Origin of the sequence: Bradyrhizobium arachidis (assembly GCF_015291705.1) — a bacterium.
In the GTDB taxonomy this organism is placed as follows: Bacteria; Pseudomonadota; Alphaproteobacteria; order Rhizobiales; family Xanthobacteraceae; genus Bradyrhizobium; species Bradyrhizobium arachidis.
On record NZ_CP030050.1, the window covers coordinates 6282118 to 6296845 of the forward strand.

Here is a 14728-nt window from a genome sequence, read left to right on the forward strand (position 1 = left end):
AAGCCCTCAAATTCCTGTCTGGCTTTAGGCTGCAGCCGTTTCGCGGCGCTGACGGCCACCACGATCGCTGCTGCCGCCGGTCTCGCCTTCGGCCATTCTCTTGTCCTGGGCCATCGGATCGTGCTCGAGGATCTCGCCCTTGAAGATCCAGACCTTGACGCCGCAGGTGCCGAAGGTCGTGAACGCGGTCGCAACGCCGTAGTCGATGTCGGCGCGCAGCGTGTGCAGCGGCACGCGGCCTTCGCGGTACCACTCCATGCGCGCGATTTCCGCACCGCCCAGACGACCCGAGCAGTTGATGCGGATGCCTTCCGCGCCGAGACGCATCGCCGACTGCACGGCGCGCTTCATGGCGCGGCGGAACGCCACGCGGCGCTCCAGCTGCTGCGCGATCGATTCCGCCACCAGCGTCGCATCGAGCTCCGGCTTGCGGATCTCGACGATGTTGATGACGACGTCGGACGAGGTGATGTCCGCGACCTTCTTGCGCAGCTTGTCGATGTCGGCGCCCTTCTTGCCGATCACCACGCCCGGACGGGCCGAGTGGATGGTGACGCGGCACTTCTTGTGCGGACGCTCGATCACGATGCGGGCGACGGCCGCCTGCTTGAGCTCCTTGTGCAGGATCTCGCGGATCTTGACGTCCTCGTGCAGCAGCTTGCCGTATTCCTGCTTGCCGGCGAACCAGCGGGAATCCCAGGTCCGGTTGATGCCGAGACGCAGACCGATCGGATTGATCTTTTGACCCATCGTGTTCTCCTGCGCCCTTAAGCCGCTGCTTCGGCTTCGACCTGACGAACGATGATCGTCAGCTGCGAAAATGGTTTGTAGACGCGGCCCGAACGGCCACGGCCGCGGGCTGCGAAGCGCTTCATCACGAGGCCGTTGCCGACGAAGGCCTGCGCCACGACGAGATCGTCGACGTCGAGGTCGTGGTTGTTCTCGGCATTGGCGATCGCCGATTCCAGGCACTTCTTCACGTCGACCGCGATCCGCTTGCGCGAGAACTGCAGGTCGGCGAGCGCAGCAGCCGCCTTCCGGCCGCGAATGAGCTGGGCGACCAGGTTGAGCTTCTGCGGACTCACCCGCAGCATCCGGGCGACCGCCTTGGCCTCGTTGTCGGCGAGGCTCCGTTCGCGCTTAGGTTTGCTCATCGTTTAATCCTCAAGCCTTCTTGGCTTTCTTGTCGCCGGAGTGGCCATGGAAGGTCCGGGTCGGCGAGAACTCGCCGAACTTGTGACCGACCATTTCCTCGTTGACGGCCACCGGCACGTGCTTCTGACCGTTGTAGACGCCGAAGGTCAGGCCGACGAATTGCGGCAGGATCGTCGAGCGACGGCTCCAGATCTTGATGACGTCGTGACGGCCGGACGAACGGGCGGCATCTGCCTTCTTGAGCAGAGAACCCTCGACGAACGGGCCTTTCCAGACTGAACGAACCATGTCCGGCGTTCCTTACTTCTTCCGCTTGTGGCGGCTTAGGAGAATGAATTTGTTGGTCGACTTGTTGGAGCGGGTCTTCTTGCCCTTGGTCGGCTTGCCCCACGGGGTGACCGGGTGGCGGCCGCCCGAGGTACGACCTTCGCCACCGCCGTGCGGATGGTCGATCGGGTTCATCGAAACGCCGCGATTATGCGGCTTGCGGCCCAGCCAACGGTTGCGGCCGGCCTTGCCGATCGAGGTGTTCATGTGATCCGGGTTCGACACCGCGCCGATCGTGCCGCGGCAACGGCCGTGCACCAGACGCTGCTCGCCCGAGTTCAGGCGGATGATGACGTAGTCCTGGTCGCGGCCGACGAGCTGGGCGTAGGTGCCCGCCGAACGAGCGAGCTGGCCGCCCTTCCCGATCTTGACCTCGATGTTGTGGATGATCGTGCCGACCGGCATGTTGCCGAGCGGCATGACGTTGCCCGGCTTCACGTCGACATAGTTGCCGGCGACGATGGTGTCGCCCACGGCCAGGCGCTGCGGCGCCAGGATGTAGGCCTGCTCGCCGTCCTGATACTTGATCAGCGCGATGAACGCAGTGCGGTTGGGATCGTACTCCAGCCGCTCGACCGTCGCGGGCGCATCGACCTTGTCACGCTTGAAGTCGACGATGCGCAGCGTCTGCTTGTGACCGCCGCCGCGGAAACGCACGGTGATGCGACCGGTGTTGTTGCGACCGCCCGAGGAGTGCTTGCCTTCGGTGAGCGCCTTGACCGGCTTGCCCTTGTAGAGGGCCGAACGATCGACCATGACCAGCTGGCGCTGGCCCGGCGTCGTGGGATTGAATGTCTTCAGTGCCATCGTCGTACGACCTTACAGACCGGTGGTCACGTCGATCCGATGGCCCTCTTCGAGGGTCACGATCGCGCGCTTGGAGTTCGACTGCGAACCGAGATTGCCGCGGAAGACCTTGGTCTTGCCCTTGCGGACCAGCGTGTTGACGCTCTTGACCTTGACGTCGAACAGCTTCTCGATCGCTTCCTTGATCTGCGGCTTGGTCGCCTTCGCGGCCACCTTGAACAGCACCTTGTTGTGCTCCGAGGCGATCGTGGCCTTTTCGGTCACGACCGGCGACAGGATCACGTCGTAGTGGCGAGGCTCGATGTTCTTGCTCATTTGAAGCGCGCCTCCAGCGCATCGATGGCGGCCTTGGTCAGAACGAGCTTCTGACGGCGCAGGATGTCATAGACGTTGATGCCCTGGATCGGCAGCACGTCCATGTTCGGGATATTGCGGGCCGCAGCGGCAAAGCCGTTGTTGAGCTCGGCGCCGTCGATGATCAGCGCGTTGGTGAGCCCCAGGCCCGAGAAGTGACCGAGCAGCGCCTTGGTCTTGGCGGCTTCCAGCGCGGCCTTCTCGATCACGACGAGATCGCCGTCCTTGGCCTTGGCCGAGAGCGCATGCTTGAGCGCGAGCGCGCGGACCTTCTTCGGCAGGTCCGTGGCGTGCGAACGCACCACCGGACCGAAGGCACGGCCACCGCCGCGGAACTGCGGCACGCGGGCCGAGCCGTGACGAGCACCGCCGGTGCCCTTCTGCTTGTACATCTTCTTGCCGGTGCGCCAGATCTCGGCGCGGCCCTTGGCCTTGTGCGTGCCGGCCTGGCGCTTGTTGAGCTGCCACTGCACGCAGCGCGCGATGATGTCCTCGCGCGGCTCGAGACCGAAGATGGCGTCGGACAGCTGGACGGAGCCGGCTTCCTTACCTTCGAGGGTGGTGACCTTCAGTTCCATCTCACGCCTCCTGCGCAGCCGGAGCGGCTTCCGCGTCGCCAGCGACCTTGAACTTGCCGGGCTTCGGAGCTTCCTTCGGCAACGGCTTCTTGACGGCGTCGCGCACGCGGATCCAGCCGCCCTTGGAGCCGGGAACGGCGCCTTCGACGAGGATCAGGCCGCGCTCGACATCGGTCTGGACGACGCGGAGGTTGAGCGTGGTGATGCGGTCGACACCCATGTGGCCGGGCATCTTCTTGTTCTTCCAGGTCTTGCCGGGGTCCTGACGACCACCGGTCGAACCGATCGAGCGGTGCGAGATCGACACACCGTGCGTGGCGCGCAGACCGCCGAAGTTCCAGCGCTTCATACCGCCGGCAAAGCCCTTACCGACCGAGGTGCCGGTGACGTCGACGAACTGGCCGACGACGAAGTGATCGGCCTGGATCTCGGCGCCGACCGGGATCATGGCATCCGCGGTGACGCGGAATTCCTCGACCCGGCGCTTCGGCTCGACCTTGGCGACCGCGAACTGGCCGCGTTCGGCCTTGGGCATGTAAACGGTCTTGCGGGCACCAGAACCGAGCTGGAGCGCGACGTAACCGTTCTTCTCTTCGGTGCGGTGGCCTACGACCTGGCAATTGCCGAGCTTCAGCACGGTCACGGGGATATGTTCGCCGGCCTCCGTGAAGACCCGCGTCATCCCGACCTTTTGTGCGATCACTCCGGAGCGCATCGGCTTGCTTCCTGTTCTTTCTGTCCGCTTACGCGAACGGGATCCAAAATCTTAGAGCTTGATCTCGACGTCGACACCGGCGGCCAGGTCGAGCTTCATCAAAGCATCGACGGTCTGCGGGGTCGGATCGACGATGTCGAGCAGGCGCTTGTGCGTGCGCATCTCGAACTGCTCGCGGCTCTTCTTGTCGACGTGGGGCGAACGGTTGACGGTGAACTTCTCGATGCGGGTGGGCAGCGGAATGGGTCCGCGGACCTGCGCGCCGGTGCGCTTCGCCGTGTTCACGATCTCGCGGGTCGACGTATCGAGGATACGATGGTCGAACGCCTTGAGACGGATACGAATGTTTTGGCCGTTCATTGCCGATTCTTTCTTAGTGAGTGGCGAGTAGCGAATAGCGAATAGAAACTATTCGCCACTCGCCATTCCCTATTCGCGTGGTTACTCGATGATCGAGGCGACGACGCCGGCGCCGACGGTGCGGCCACCTTCGCGGATCGCGAAACGGAGCTTCTCTTCCATCGCGATCGGCACGATCAGGTGCACTTCCATCGCGATGTTGTCGCCCGGCATCACCATCTCGGTGCCTTCCGGCAGGTGCACGACACCGGTCACGTCGGTGGTGCGGAAGTAGAACTGCGGACGGTAGTTGGTGAAGAACGGGGTGTGGCGACCGCCCTCTTCCTTGGTGAGGATGTAAGCCTCAGCCTTGAACTTGGTGTGCGGCTTGACCGAACCCGGCTTGCACAGCACCTGACCGCGCTCGACGTCTTCGCGCTTGGTACCGCGGAGCAGAGCGCCGATGTTGTCGCCGGCCTGACCCTGATCGAGCAGCTTGCGGAACATTTCGACGCCGGTGACGGTGGTCTTCTGGGTGGCGCGGAGACCAACGATCTCGATTTCCTCGCCGACCTTGACGATGCCGCGCTCGACACGGCCGGTCACGACGGTGCCGCGGCCCGAGATCGAGAACACGTCTTCAACCGGCATCAGGAACGGCTGGTCGATCGGACGCTCCGGCTGCGGGATGTACGAGTCGACGTTCTTCATCAGCTCGAGGATGGCGTCGTGGCCGAGCGCCTTGTTGGAGTCCTCCAGAGCGGCCAGCGCCGAGCCCTTGATGATCGGGATCGTGTCGCCCGGGAATTCGTACTTCGAGAGCAGCTCGCGGACTTCGAGCTCGACGAGCTCGAGCAGCTCCGGATCGTCGACCATGTCGCACTTGTTGAGGAACACGACGAGCGCGGGCACGCCGACCTGGCGGGCGAGCAGGATGTGCTCGCGGGTCTGCGGCATCGGGCCGTCAGCGGCCGACACGACCAGGATCGCACCGTCCATCTGGGCGGCGCCGGTGATCATGTTCTTCACGTAGTCGGCGTGGCCGGGGCAGTCGACGTGGGCGTAGTGGCGGTTCGGCGTCTCGTACTCGACGTGCGCGGTCGAGATGGTGATGCCGCGCGCCTTCTCTTCCGGCGCCTTGTCGATCTGGTCGTACGCGGTGAACGTCGCACCGCCGGCTTCGGCGAGAACCTTGGTGATCGCCGCGGTCAGCGACGTCTTGCCATGGTCGACGTGACCGATGGTGCCGATGTTGCAGTGCGGCTTGTTACGTTCAAACTTTGCTTTGGCCATTTGACTCTCCGTTCAATCGTCAGCTTTCAGACCGACGACAATCAGGCAAACTTCTTCTGGACTTCTGCCGACACGTTGGCCGGCGCTTCTGCGTAGTGGTCGAACTGCATGGTGAAGGTCGCGCGACCCTGGCTCATCGAGCGTAGGTTATTCACGTAACCGAACATGTTCATGAGCGGCACCATCGCGTTGATGACGTTGGCGTTGCCGCGCATGTCCTGCCCCTGGATCTGACCGCGCCGGGAATTCAGGTCGCCGATGACCGAGCCGGTGTAGTCTTCCGGGGTCACCACTTCGACCTTCATGATCGGCTCGAGCAGGACGGACTTGCCCATCTGCAGCGCTTCGCGGAAGCAGGCGCGCGAAGCGATTTCGAAGGCGAGCGCCGACGAGTCGACGTCGTGATACTTGCCGTCGACGAGCTGCACCTTGACGTCGACCACGGGGAAGCCCGCGACCACGCCGGACGAGAGCACGCTCTCCAGGCCCTTTTCGACGCCGGGGATGTATTCCTTCGGCACCGCGCCGCCGACGATCTTCGACTCGAACTCGTAGCCCTTGCCGGCTTCGTTCGGCTCGACAATGAACGACACGGCCGCGAACTGGCCGGTACCGCCGGTCTGCTTCTTGTGGGTGTAGCTGTGCTCGACCCGCTTGGTGACGCGCTCACGGAACGCAACCTGCGGCGCGCCGATGTTGGCGTCGACCTTGTAGGTGCGCTTGAGGATGTCGACCTTGATGTCGAGATGGAGTTCGCCCATGCCCTTGAGGATGGTCTGGCCGGACTCGTGGTCGGTCGACACGCGGAAGGACGGATCCTCCGCGGCGAGCTTGGCCAGTGCCACGCCCAGCTTCTCCTGGTCGGCCTTGGACTTCGGCTCGATCGCGATCTCGATGACCGGCTCGGGGAATTCCATCTTCTCCAGGATCACCTGCTTGTCGGGATCGCACAGCGTGTCACCGGTGCGCGCTTCCTTCAGGCCGGCCAGCGCGACGATGTCGCCGGCATAGGCTTCCTTGATGTCCTCGCGGTTGTTCGCATGCATGAGCAGCATGCGCCCGATGCGCTCCTTCTTCTCGCGGGTCGAGTTCACGACGCCGGTGCCGCTCTGCAGGATACCGGAGTAGATGCGGCAGAAGGTGATGGTGCCGACGAACGGGTCGTCCATGATCTTGAACGCGAGCAGCGCCAGCGGCTCCTTGTCGTCCGCCTTGCGCACGACTTCGTTGCCCTTGTCGTCGGTACCCTTGATCGCGGGCACGTCGAGCGGCGACGGCAGATAGTCGACGACGGCGTCGAGCAGCGGCTGCACGCCCTTGTTCTTGAAGGCCGAGCCGCACAGCACGGGATAGAACGCGCCGGTCAGCACCGCCTTGCGGATCAGGCGCTTCAGGGTCGCCTCGTCCGGCTCCTTGCCGTCGAGATAGGCGGCCATGGCGTCGTCGTCGAGCTCGACGGCGGCTTCCACCATCTTCTCGCGGTATTCCTTGGCCTGGTCGACGAGGTCTTCCGGAATGTCGACATAGTCGAACTTCGCGCCGAGCGATTCATCGTTCCAGACGACGCCCTTCATCTTCACGAGGTCGACGAGACCCTTGAAGTTGTTCTCGGCACCGATCGGCAGCTGGATCGCGACGGGCTTGGCGCCCAGACGGTCGACGATGTCGGCCAGACACTTGAAGAAGTCGGCGCCGATCTTGTCCATCTTGTTGGCGAAGACGATGCGCGGAACCTTGTACTTGTCGCCCTGGCGCCAGACGGTCTCGGTCTGGGGCTCGACGCCCTGGTTGGAGTCGAGCACGCAGACGGCGCCGTCGAGCACGCGCAGCGAACGCTCGACCTCGATGGTGAAGTCGACGTGGCCGGGCGTGTCGATGATGTTCAGGCGCTTGCCGGCCCAGAACGCGGTGGTCGCAGCCGAGGTGATCGTGATGCCACGCTCCTGCTCCTGCTCCATCCAGTCCATCGTCGCGGCACCTTCGTGCACTTCGCCGATCTTGTGGCTCTTGCCGGTGTAATAGAGGATGCGCTCGGTCGTCGTGGTCTTGCCGGCGTCGATATGCGCCATGATACCGAAGTTACGGTAGTCCTCGATGGCATGTTGGCGGGGCATGGGGTGTTCCTTGCGAGTCCGTTTGTTTCGCCGTTACCAGCGATAGTGCGAGAAGGCGCGGTTGGCTTCCGCCATCCGGTGCACGTCTTCACGCTTCTTGACGGCGTTCCCCCGGTTATTCGATGCGTCCAAGAGCTCCGCCGAGAGCCGCTCGGTCATCGTCTTCTCGTTGCGCTCGCGCGCAGCCGCGATCAGCCAGCGAATGCCAAGCGCCTGCCGGCGGGTCGAGCGAACCTCGACCGGAACCTGGTAGGTCGCGCCGCCGACGCGGCGGGAGCGAACCTCGATCGTCGGCATGACGTTCTCGAGCGCCTGCTCGAACACGCCGAGCGGGTTCTGCTTGGTCTTGCTCTCGATGATACCAAACGCACCATAGACGATGCCTTCGGCGACCGACTTCTTGCCGGCGTACATCACCGAGTTCATGAACTTCGTGACGATGATGTTCCCGAACTTCGGATCCGGGAGAACTTCGCGCTTTTCCGCTGAGTGGCGACGAGACATTGAGCTGGTTCCCGCTTACTTCGGACGCTTGGCGCCGTACTTCGAACGACGCTGCTTACGGTTCTTGACGCCCTGGGTATCCAGAACGCCGCGGAGGATGTGGTAGCGCACGCCGGGCAAGTCCTTGACGCGGCCGCCGCGGATCATGACCACCGAGTGCTCCTGGAGGTTATGGCCCTCGCCGGGGATGTAGCCGATCACCTCGAAGCCGTTGGTCAGGCGCACCTTGGCGACCTTACGAAGCGCCGAGTTCGGCTTCTTCGGGGTCGTGGTGTAGACGCGCGTGCAAACACCGCGCTTCTGCGGCGACTGCTGCAGCGCCGGCACCTTCTTGCGCGACTTCTGCACTTCACGCGGTTGAGCGATCAGCTGGTTGATCGTCGGCATCCTGGCCTTACCCTTTGTTCTGTCGCGGCCCCTTCCGGGCCCGCTGTCTTGGCGCGGTCCGTCGCCGGAACCGCAAATTCTTCTCGGGCCACCTGCCCGACGAGGCCGCCTTTTGCGGAACAATCCGCACAAAGCGAAATTGCGCCAACCGCTCCATCAACGAGCGGAAAGCGCTTCGACGCCACAGAGGACCGCGATATTGAGGCCGATCAGCGTAAAGCTGCGGCCTGCGCACCGAGGTCATGCATCCGAATTCGATCTCAAGAGAACGAGCTCAAGAGAACTAAAATCGCACTGGCATTGCCTAGCTATGATCGACAGCGTTTGAGCGGCATTCGTCGAGGTTGGTGCCCGCTTAATCGATCCCCGAGATATGGTCCCTGGCGATCAACGGGTGGCCCGTTCCGACGTTGGCGATGCTCACCGCCTGTCGTTAAGTGAGGCGCTTTCTATAAGTGAGAATCGCTCAAGTCAAGGTGAAACGACAGTCAGAAAACGCTTCTCGCGACTGTCGAAATCGCTGTTTGTCGCACTCACCGCGTCATCCGGATATGGGCATGGGTTTCCTGTTCCGCTACCCCAGCGACCCATTTACATCCGGGCGAAATATACTTTTATATCTCTTGCTAAGGCTTTTTTTCCTGTTGATGCGGCAATCTGCCGCCTTCGGCAGAGATTTACGCCATGCGGTACACCGACATTGCCATCATCGGCGGGGGTTTGTCCGGCTCGACCACCGCTGCGATGCTCGGCCGCGCCGGCATTTCGACAGCCCTGATCGATCCGCATGAGAGCTATCCGGCGGATTTTCGCGTCGAGAAACTCAGCGGCCATGTCCAGGTCGAGCGATTCCTGAAGACCGGAATCGGAGAATCGGTGCTGCGCCGCGCCACCTTTGCCGGCGAGAACTGGATCGCGCGTTTCGGCCGTCTGCTCGACAAGGCGCCGAGCCGGCAGTTCAACATCCTCTACGATTCCCTGGTTGGCGCCGTCCGCGACGAGATCCCTGCGAGCGTCGAGCGCATCTGCGCCAAGGCCGTTGCGGTCGAGACCAGCCCGGAGCGGCAGCGGGTCTCGCTCTCCAATGACGAGACGATCTCGGCCCGCCTCGTCGTGCTCGCCAATGGCCTCAATGTCGGCCTGCGCCACCAGCTCGGCATTGCGCGGAAGGTCGTCAGCGCCTGCCATTCGATCTCGATCGGATTCGACGTGGTGCCGGCGGGGCGGAATTCGTTCGATTTCCCCGCATTGACCTATTTCTCGGAGCGGCCGAGCGACCGCATTCCCTACATCACGCTGTTTCCGATCGGCCCGCGGATGCGCGCCAATCTGTTCGTCTACCGCAGCTTCGACGATCCCTGGCTCGGCGAGCTGCGTCGCAGGCCAGCCGGGACGCTGAACGCCGCCCTACCCCGGCTCAAACACATCACCGGCCCATTCGACATTCCCGGCGAGATCAAGATCCGCCCGGTCGATCTCTATGTGAACGATGCAAGCGGCCAGCCCGGCCTCGTATTGGTGGGCGATGCCTTCGCGACCTCCTGCCCCGCCGCAGGCACCGGCTGCGACAAGGTCTTCACGGACGTCGAGCGGCTCTGCAATGTCTACATCCCGCAGTGGCTCGCCTCCGACGGGATGGATGCGGCGAAGGTCGCCGCGTTCTATGCCGATCCCGTCAAGCGGGCCTGCGACGAATGGTCGGCGGCGAAGGCGTTCGATTTCCGCTTGGTCTCGACCGCGACAGGCCCCTATTGGACGGCACAGCGCTGGGCGCGCTTCATGGCCTGGTCGGTTCAGGGGCTCTTGCGGCCGCTCGGAGGTGCCTTCGATCTGGAGCCGAACTTCCTCGGTCACTCCTCCTCGTCGTCCTCGTCCTCATCATCCTCAAGGTCGTCGTCTTCCTCGTCGTCATCCTCGCTGTCGTCATCGGCCTGAGCCGCAGCGCTGTGCGGCTGGTGCATCTGGTCGTTCCACAGCTTGCGATAGGTGCCGTTCTTCGCGAGCAGCTCGGCATGCGGGCCGCGCTCGATCGCCCTGCCCCCTGAAATGACGATGATCTCGTCCATCTCGACCACCGAGGTCAGGCGATGCGTCGACCAGATCATGGTGCGGCCCTTGGCGACCTTCAGCAGAGTGCGATTGATCGCCGCTTCCGTGGTCTGGTCCAGCGCCGAGGTGGCCTCGTCGAGCAGCAGCACCGAGGGATTGCGGATGATCGCGCGCGCGATCGCGATGCGTTGGCGCTGGCCGCCCGACAAGGTGTCGCCGCGCTCGCCGACCGGGGTGTCGTAACGCTGCGGCAGGCTCATGATGTAGCGATGGATCTCGGCCTTCTTCGCCGCCTCCTCCACCTCCTCGTCGGTCGCGCCCTCCTTGCCGAGCCGGATGTTCTCGCGGATCGACATGTTGAACAGCATGTTCTCCTGGAACACGACCGCCATGCTCCGGCGCAGCGAATCCAGCGTCACCTTGCGGACGTCGACGCCGTCGATGGTGACGCGCCCCTCATCGGGCACGTAGAGCCGCAGGATCAAATTGAGCAGCGTGCTCTTGCCCGAGCCCGAGGGCCCGACGATGGCGATGCTCTTGCCGACGTTTAGCTTGAGGCTGAGATTGTCCAGCACCGGCGTCTGGCTGCCTTCGTACTGGAAGGTGACGTGGTCGAAGGTGATGTCGTTGGTGATGCGCGGCAGGTCGGGCGCGCCCGGCCGATCGGCGCCGCGGGTCGGCTCGTCGAGCAGCTCCTGGATGTGGCGGATCGCGGCGGCCGAGGAGATCGACACCGGGATGAAGTGCATCACATGGGCGATGTTGTAGGAGACCTCCCAGAACGCGCTCTCGAAGGTGACGAAGGTGCCGATGGTGATCTGGCCCTTGGTCGCCAGATAGGCGCCGATCGCGAGCACCACGAGATGCAGCATCAGCACCGAGATGGTGACCGTTCGCTCCACCATGGTCGACAGGAACGCCGCGGAGGCGATCTTGTTGCGGGTCTCGTCGTTGCGGAAGCGGAAGAAGCCGAACATCTTGCGCTGCAGGCTGAACGCCTTGATCACGGCCTGCGCCGCCACGTTCTCCTGCACCATGCCGAGCAGCGCACTCTCGTTGAGCTTCTGCTCGTAATTGGCCTGCACCGCCTTCGGGGTGAGGATGCGCGGGCCGATCAGCGTGATCGGGAACACCAGCAGCGCGACGACGGCGAGCTGCCAGTTCAGGAACACCATTAGGACAATGCCGGCGACCAATTCCAGAAACGGCAGCGCCGCGCTGTTGGCGAAGGTCTTGACCGAGCCTTCGAAGGCCGAGAGGTCGACCGAGAAGCGCGACAGGATCTCGCCGCGCTTGGAGCGGCCGAAATAGGCCGCCGGCAGGTCCTGGACGTGCTCGAACAGGCGCTTGCGGACGTCGGAGATGATGCAGGCGGCCAGCCGCGCGTCCCAGCGCTCGTACCAGACCGCGACGATAGAGGTGAAGATGCCGGCGGCCGCGAGCACGCCGAGGATCTTGTACAGCGCCTGGAAATCCTCCTCGCCGAGCGCGTCGTCGATCAGGTATTTCAGGCTGAGCGGCATGATGACGTTGAACAGCGTCTCGACGACGACGCCGAACGCCACGAACGACAGCATCCGCTTGTAGTTGGCGAGGAAGGGCTTGATGAAACCCAGGATGGTCGCGAGCGCGCCGGCCGCCTCGCGCGCGGTAAAGACGACGAGGTCCTCGTCCTCATCGTCGTCATCGAGCTCCAGCTCGTCATCCTCCTCGTCTTCATCGTCCTCGTCGCCTTCGAGGTCCGGCTTGGCGGCGGCGGCGAGCTTGTCGTCGAGCTCGGTCGCCTCTTCGGCGGCGAGCTTCTGTTTGTCGGGCGAGAGAGGCTTGGACGCCATGATACCAACCGATGCTGACGGCCGGCATGACCGCAGAGAAAGCAGGAAATAGCGGAGAGCCGCTATTGCACCGATTCTATGCGATCAAAATGAATTCGGCAAAACAATTGGCGAATTCACCCGATCCTTGAGCGCTAGTCGTCGTCCTCGTCCTCGACCTTGTCGAAGAACGAATAACGCAAGCTGTCGGCGTCGGCGTACCACTGGCCCGGGCCCTTGCCCGCGGCGAGCGTCGCCTCCCAGAGCGCGTCGGTGCAGTCCTTGCGGTGCATCGACAGGTCGAAGCCGTTGCCGAAGAACAGCTCGGACCATTCCCACCAGGTGCCGAGCTTCTTGACCCCGCGCAGGAGGTCGTAGCGGTCGATCACCACCGAGGCCATGTCCGAGGTGATCGAGCCGAACACGAGTCCGGTCTTGACCACGCGGTTGAGCTCGCGGATCGCGCGGACCACCTGCTTCGGGGACACGTGGCAGAGGCTGGTCTCGAACACGAAGTCGAAGCTGCCATCCTTGAACGGCATGTCGGTGATCGAGCCGAGCTTGTTGTACTTCTTCAGCGCCTTCGGCGTTTTCGCATGGATGGCGCGGTTGCTTTCGATGCCCCAGGCATCGATGCCGCGCTCGCGCAGCGCGCCGACCAGCTCGCCGCTGGCCGAGCCCGCGACCAGGAGCTTTGAGCCCTTGGCCTTGCCCCAGACGATGCCGATCAGCTTGGACAGGTAATCGGGATCGGTGAAGTGCTTCCAGGCTTCGTGATAGGGACCGAGGCCGCGATAGTTCTCGAAATAGTCGCGATCGATCTTGTCGGAGACCTGCGCCTCGCCCTGCGCGCGCTCGCGGCGCAGGCGCATCATCTCGGTCAGGATGATGTCGGTCGCGGCATCCGAGGAATCGAGCAGGCCGTTCAGCGTGGAGTCGAACAGATAGTCGCCGACCACCACGATGCCGGGATGTTCCTTCGGCTCGGGGCGATGGTTGGTCATGACGTCGCGCACCGGCAGACCGCCCGGCAGCGCGTTCACCGACGACAGCCAGCGGTGGATCTTGCCTTCCAGGAAATGCGCGCGGGCATCGCCGAGCGAGGCGGGCAGCGATTTCAGCGCGGCGTCGATCAGCTCCTGGTCCGAGAGGTTGGCGAAGGCCAGCGCATCGGAGCCGGGAATGAGCCAGTTCAACACGCCGTGCTTGCCGACGTCGTGGCGCGCGCCCTCGTTGTAGACGCAGCAGCCGCCGAAGGCCTCCGACATGAACCAGGCGCCGGGAATCTTCTCGCCCCAGAACGGGGCGTCGAACAGGATCGAGACACGCAGATAGTGCGCGGGACGGTCGAAATAGGAGACGTGCTTGACCATCGACTTGCGCAGCTGCTCGCCTTCCCACCCCATCGTAGCGAGCCAGGAATGCGGCAGGCAGACCAGCACGAGGTCGAAGTCGCGCGTCTCCGGACCCTTGCCATTCATCATCTTGAGCTGATAGCGGCCGGTCGGCGCCTTGCCGACGGTGAGCACGCGGTGATTGAGCTGGATGTCGGCGTTGACCTCCGACTGCAGGCACTCGATCAGCTGCTCGTTGCCGTTCTGGATGGAGTAGAGGCCGATATAGCCGTCGACATCCATCAGGTAGTTCTTGAGCGCGTTGAGGCCGTTGGTGTTGTGGCTTTCGGTCGCGATGTCCGAGCGCGCCATCACCTTGAAGAAGCGCTTTGCGGTCTCGTCCTCGACCTCCTCGTCGAGCACCTGCTCGGCGGTCTTGTAGGCCCAGGGGTTCTCGTTGTCGTGCGCGCCGACGCCCTCGTAATATTCGATCGGCGACATCATTTCGGCGCAACGGTTGCGGAACGCCTCGATCGCAGCGGCGGTCTTCGCACCGTATTTGCGGCGCATGCCGGGCACGTCGTCGAGCAGCTCGCCGCCGAACTGCACCTGCTCGGCGTCCATCGGGATGGTCTGAAGTCCGAAATGCTGGATCAGCTCGCGCAGCGGGTCCGGGCCCGTCATCGAGTAGTCGTAGATCTCGGCAACGCCGGCCTCGTACATCGCGGGCGCGGAATCGAATTTGCGCGTGACGATCTTGCCGCCGAGCCGATCGGACGCCTCGAAGATGGTGATGCGGCAGAGGTCGCCGAGCTTACGCTTTAGATACCAGGCACTCATCAGCCCGCCGGGGCCGCCGCCTACGATTGCGAGATCAAGCATGTCAGTTCCGTGGTCTCCGGCCCTGCCCCCGTCACGGGATCCACCGGTCTAAGCTGCCCTAGCAGAAGCGCTTTTG

The 14728-nt window shown here is 63.6% G+C and carries 15 protein-coding genes; 1 reads left to right on the plus strand and 14 read right to left on the minus strand.

The genetic code is table 11. The features are described from left to right. Nucleotides 1-24: 24 nt before the first annotated feature. From rpsC to rpsL, 12 genes are all read right to left on the minus strand, one after another. Entirely contained in the window at nt 25-750 is a 726-nt protein-coding gene (gene rpsC, locus WN72_RS29365) for a 30S ribosomal protein S3 (RefSeq protein ID WP_027564403.1), read from the minus strand. Between the two features lie 17 nt (nt 751-767). Continuing rightward, nucleotides 768-1154 (minus strand): 50S ribosomal protein L22, encoded by a 387-nt coding sequence (rplV, locus tag WN72_RS29370; protein WP_028137020.1) that lies wholly within the window; start codon nt 1152-1154, stop codon nt 768-770. Between the two features lie 10 nt (nt 1155-1164). Further along, complete coding sequence (gene rpsS, locus WN72_RS29375) at nt 1165-1443, minus strand: 30S ribosomal protein S19 (protein WP_007603021.1); 279 nt, start codon at nt 1441-1443, stop codon at nt 1165-1167. Nucleotides 1444-1455: 12 nt separating this feature from the next. Continuing rightward, on the minus strand, nt 1456-2289 hold the full coding sequence (gene rplB / locus WN72_RS29380; protein ID WP_027564405.1) for a 50S ribosomal protein L2: 834 nt from the start codon (nt 2287-2289) through the stop codon (nt 1456-1458). A 12-nt stretch (nt 2290-2301) separates the two neighbouring features. Continuing rightward, nucleotides 2302-2604, minus strand: coding sequence for a 50S ribosomal protein L23 (locus tag WN72_RS29385; protein ID WP_027564406.1), 303 nt, complete (start codon nt 2602-2604; stop codon nt 2302-2304). Then, a complete protein-coding gene (rplD, locus tag WN72_RS29390) occupies nt 2601-3221 on the minus strand; it encodes a 50S ribosomal protein L4 (RefSeq protein WP_018647243.1) in 621 nt (206 codons plus the stop codon). Before rplD ends, WN72_RS29385 begins: the two co-directional genes overlap by 4 nt. A 1-nt stretch (nt 3222) precedes the next feature. Beyond that, on the minus strand, nt 3223-3936 hold the full coding sequence (rplC, locus tag WN72_RS29395) for a 50S ribosomal protein L3 (protein WP_027564407.1): 714 nt from the start codon (nt 3934-3936) through the stop codon (nt 3223-3225). Between the two features lie 51 nt (nt 3937-3987). Continuing rightward, nucleotides 3988-4296 carry a 30S ribosomal protein S10 gene (gene rpsJ, locus WN72_RS29400; protein ID WP_002712302.1) on the minus strand — a complete coding sequence of 103 codons (309 nt, stop codon included), beginning with the start codon at nt 4294-4296 and terminating at the stop codon, nt 3988-3990. An 81-nt stretch (nt 4297-4377) separates the two neighbouring features. Next, the gene (gene tuf, locus WN72_RS29405; protein WP_027564408.1) at nt 4378-5568 is read right to left on the minus strand and encodes an elongation factor Tu; all 1191 of its coding nucleotides are present in this window, start codon (nt 5566-5568) and stop codon (nt 4378-4380) included. A 41-nt stretch (nt 5569-5609) separates the two neighbouring features. Beyond that, entirely contained in the window at nt 5610-7682 is a 2073-nt protein-coding gene (gene fusA / locus WN72_RS29410) for an elongation factor G (RefSeq protein ID WP_027564409.1), read from the minus strand. A gap of 33 nt (nt 7683-7715) precedes the next feature. Continuing rightward, nucleotides 7716-8186, minus strand: coding sequence for a 30S ribosomal protein S7 (gene rpsG, locus WN72_RS29415; RefSeq protein WP_018647239.1), 471 nt, complete (start codon nt 8184-8186; stop codon nt 7716-7718). A 15-nt stretch (nt 8187-8201) separates the two neighbouring features. Next, entirely contained in the window at nt 8202-8573 is a 372-nt protein-coding gene (gene rpsL, locus WN72_RS29420; protein ID WP_007603006.1) for a 30S ribosomal protein S12, read from the minus strand. A gap of 684 nt (nt 8574-9257) precedes the next feature. Between rpsL and WN72_RS29425 the strand changes: the two genes are divergently transcribed. Beyond that, nucleotides 9258-10508, plus strand: coding sequence for an FAD-dependent oxidoreductase (locus tag WN72_RS29425; RefSeq protein WP_092219082.1), 1251 nt, complete (start codon nt 9258-9260; stop codon nt 10506-10508). Here the strand turns inward: WN72_RS29425 and WN72_RS29430 are convergent. Further along, complete coding sequence (locus WN72_RS29430; RefSeq protein ID WP_092219080.1) at nt 10424-12457, minus strand: ABC transporter ATP-binding protein; 2034 nt, start codon at nt 12455-12457, stop codon at nt 10424-10426. The genes WN72_RS29425 and WN72_RS29430 overlap by 85 nt on opposite strands. Nucleotides 12458-12591: 134 nt before the next feature. Further along, entirely contained in the window at nt 12592-14652 is a 2061-nt protein-coding gene (locus WN72_RS29435) for an FAD-dependent oxidoreductase (RefSeq protein WP_027564412.1), read from the minus strand. Nucleotides 14653-14728: the final 76 nt, after the last annotated feature.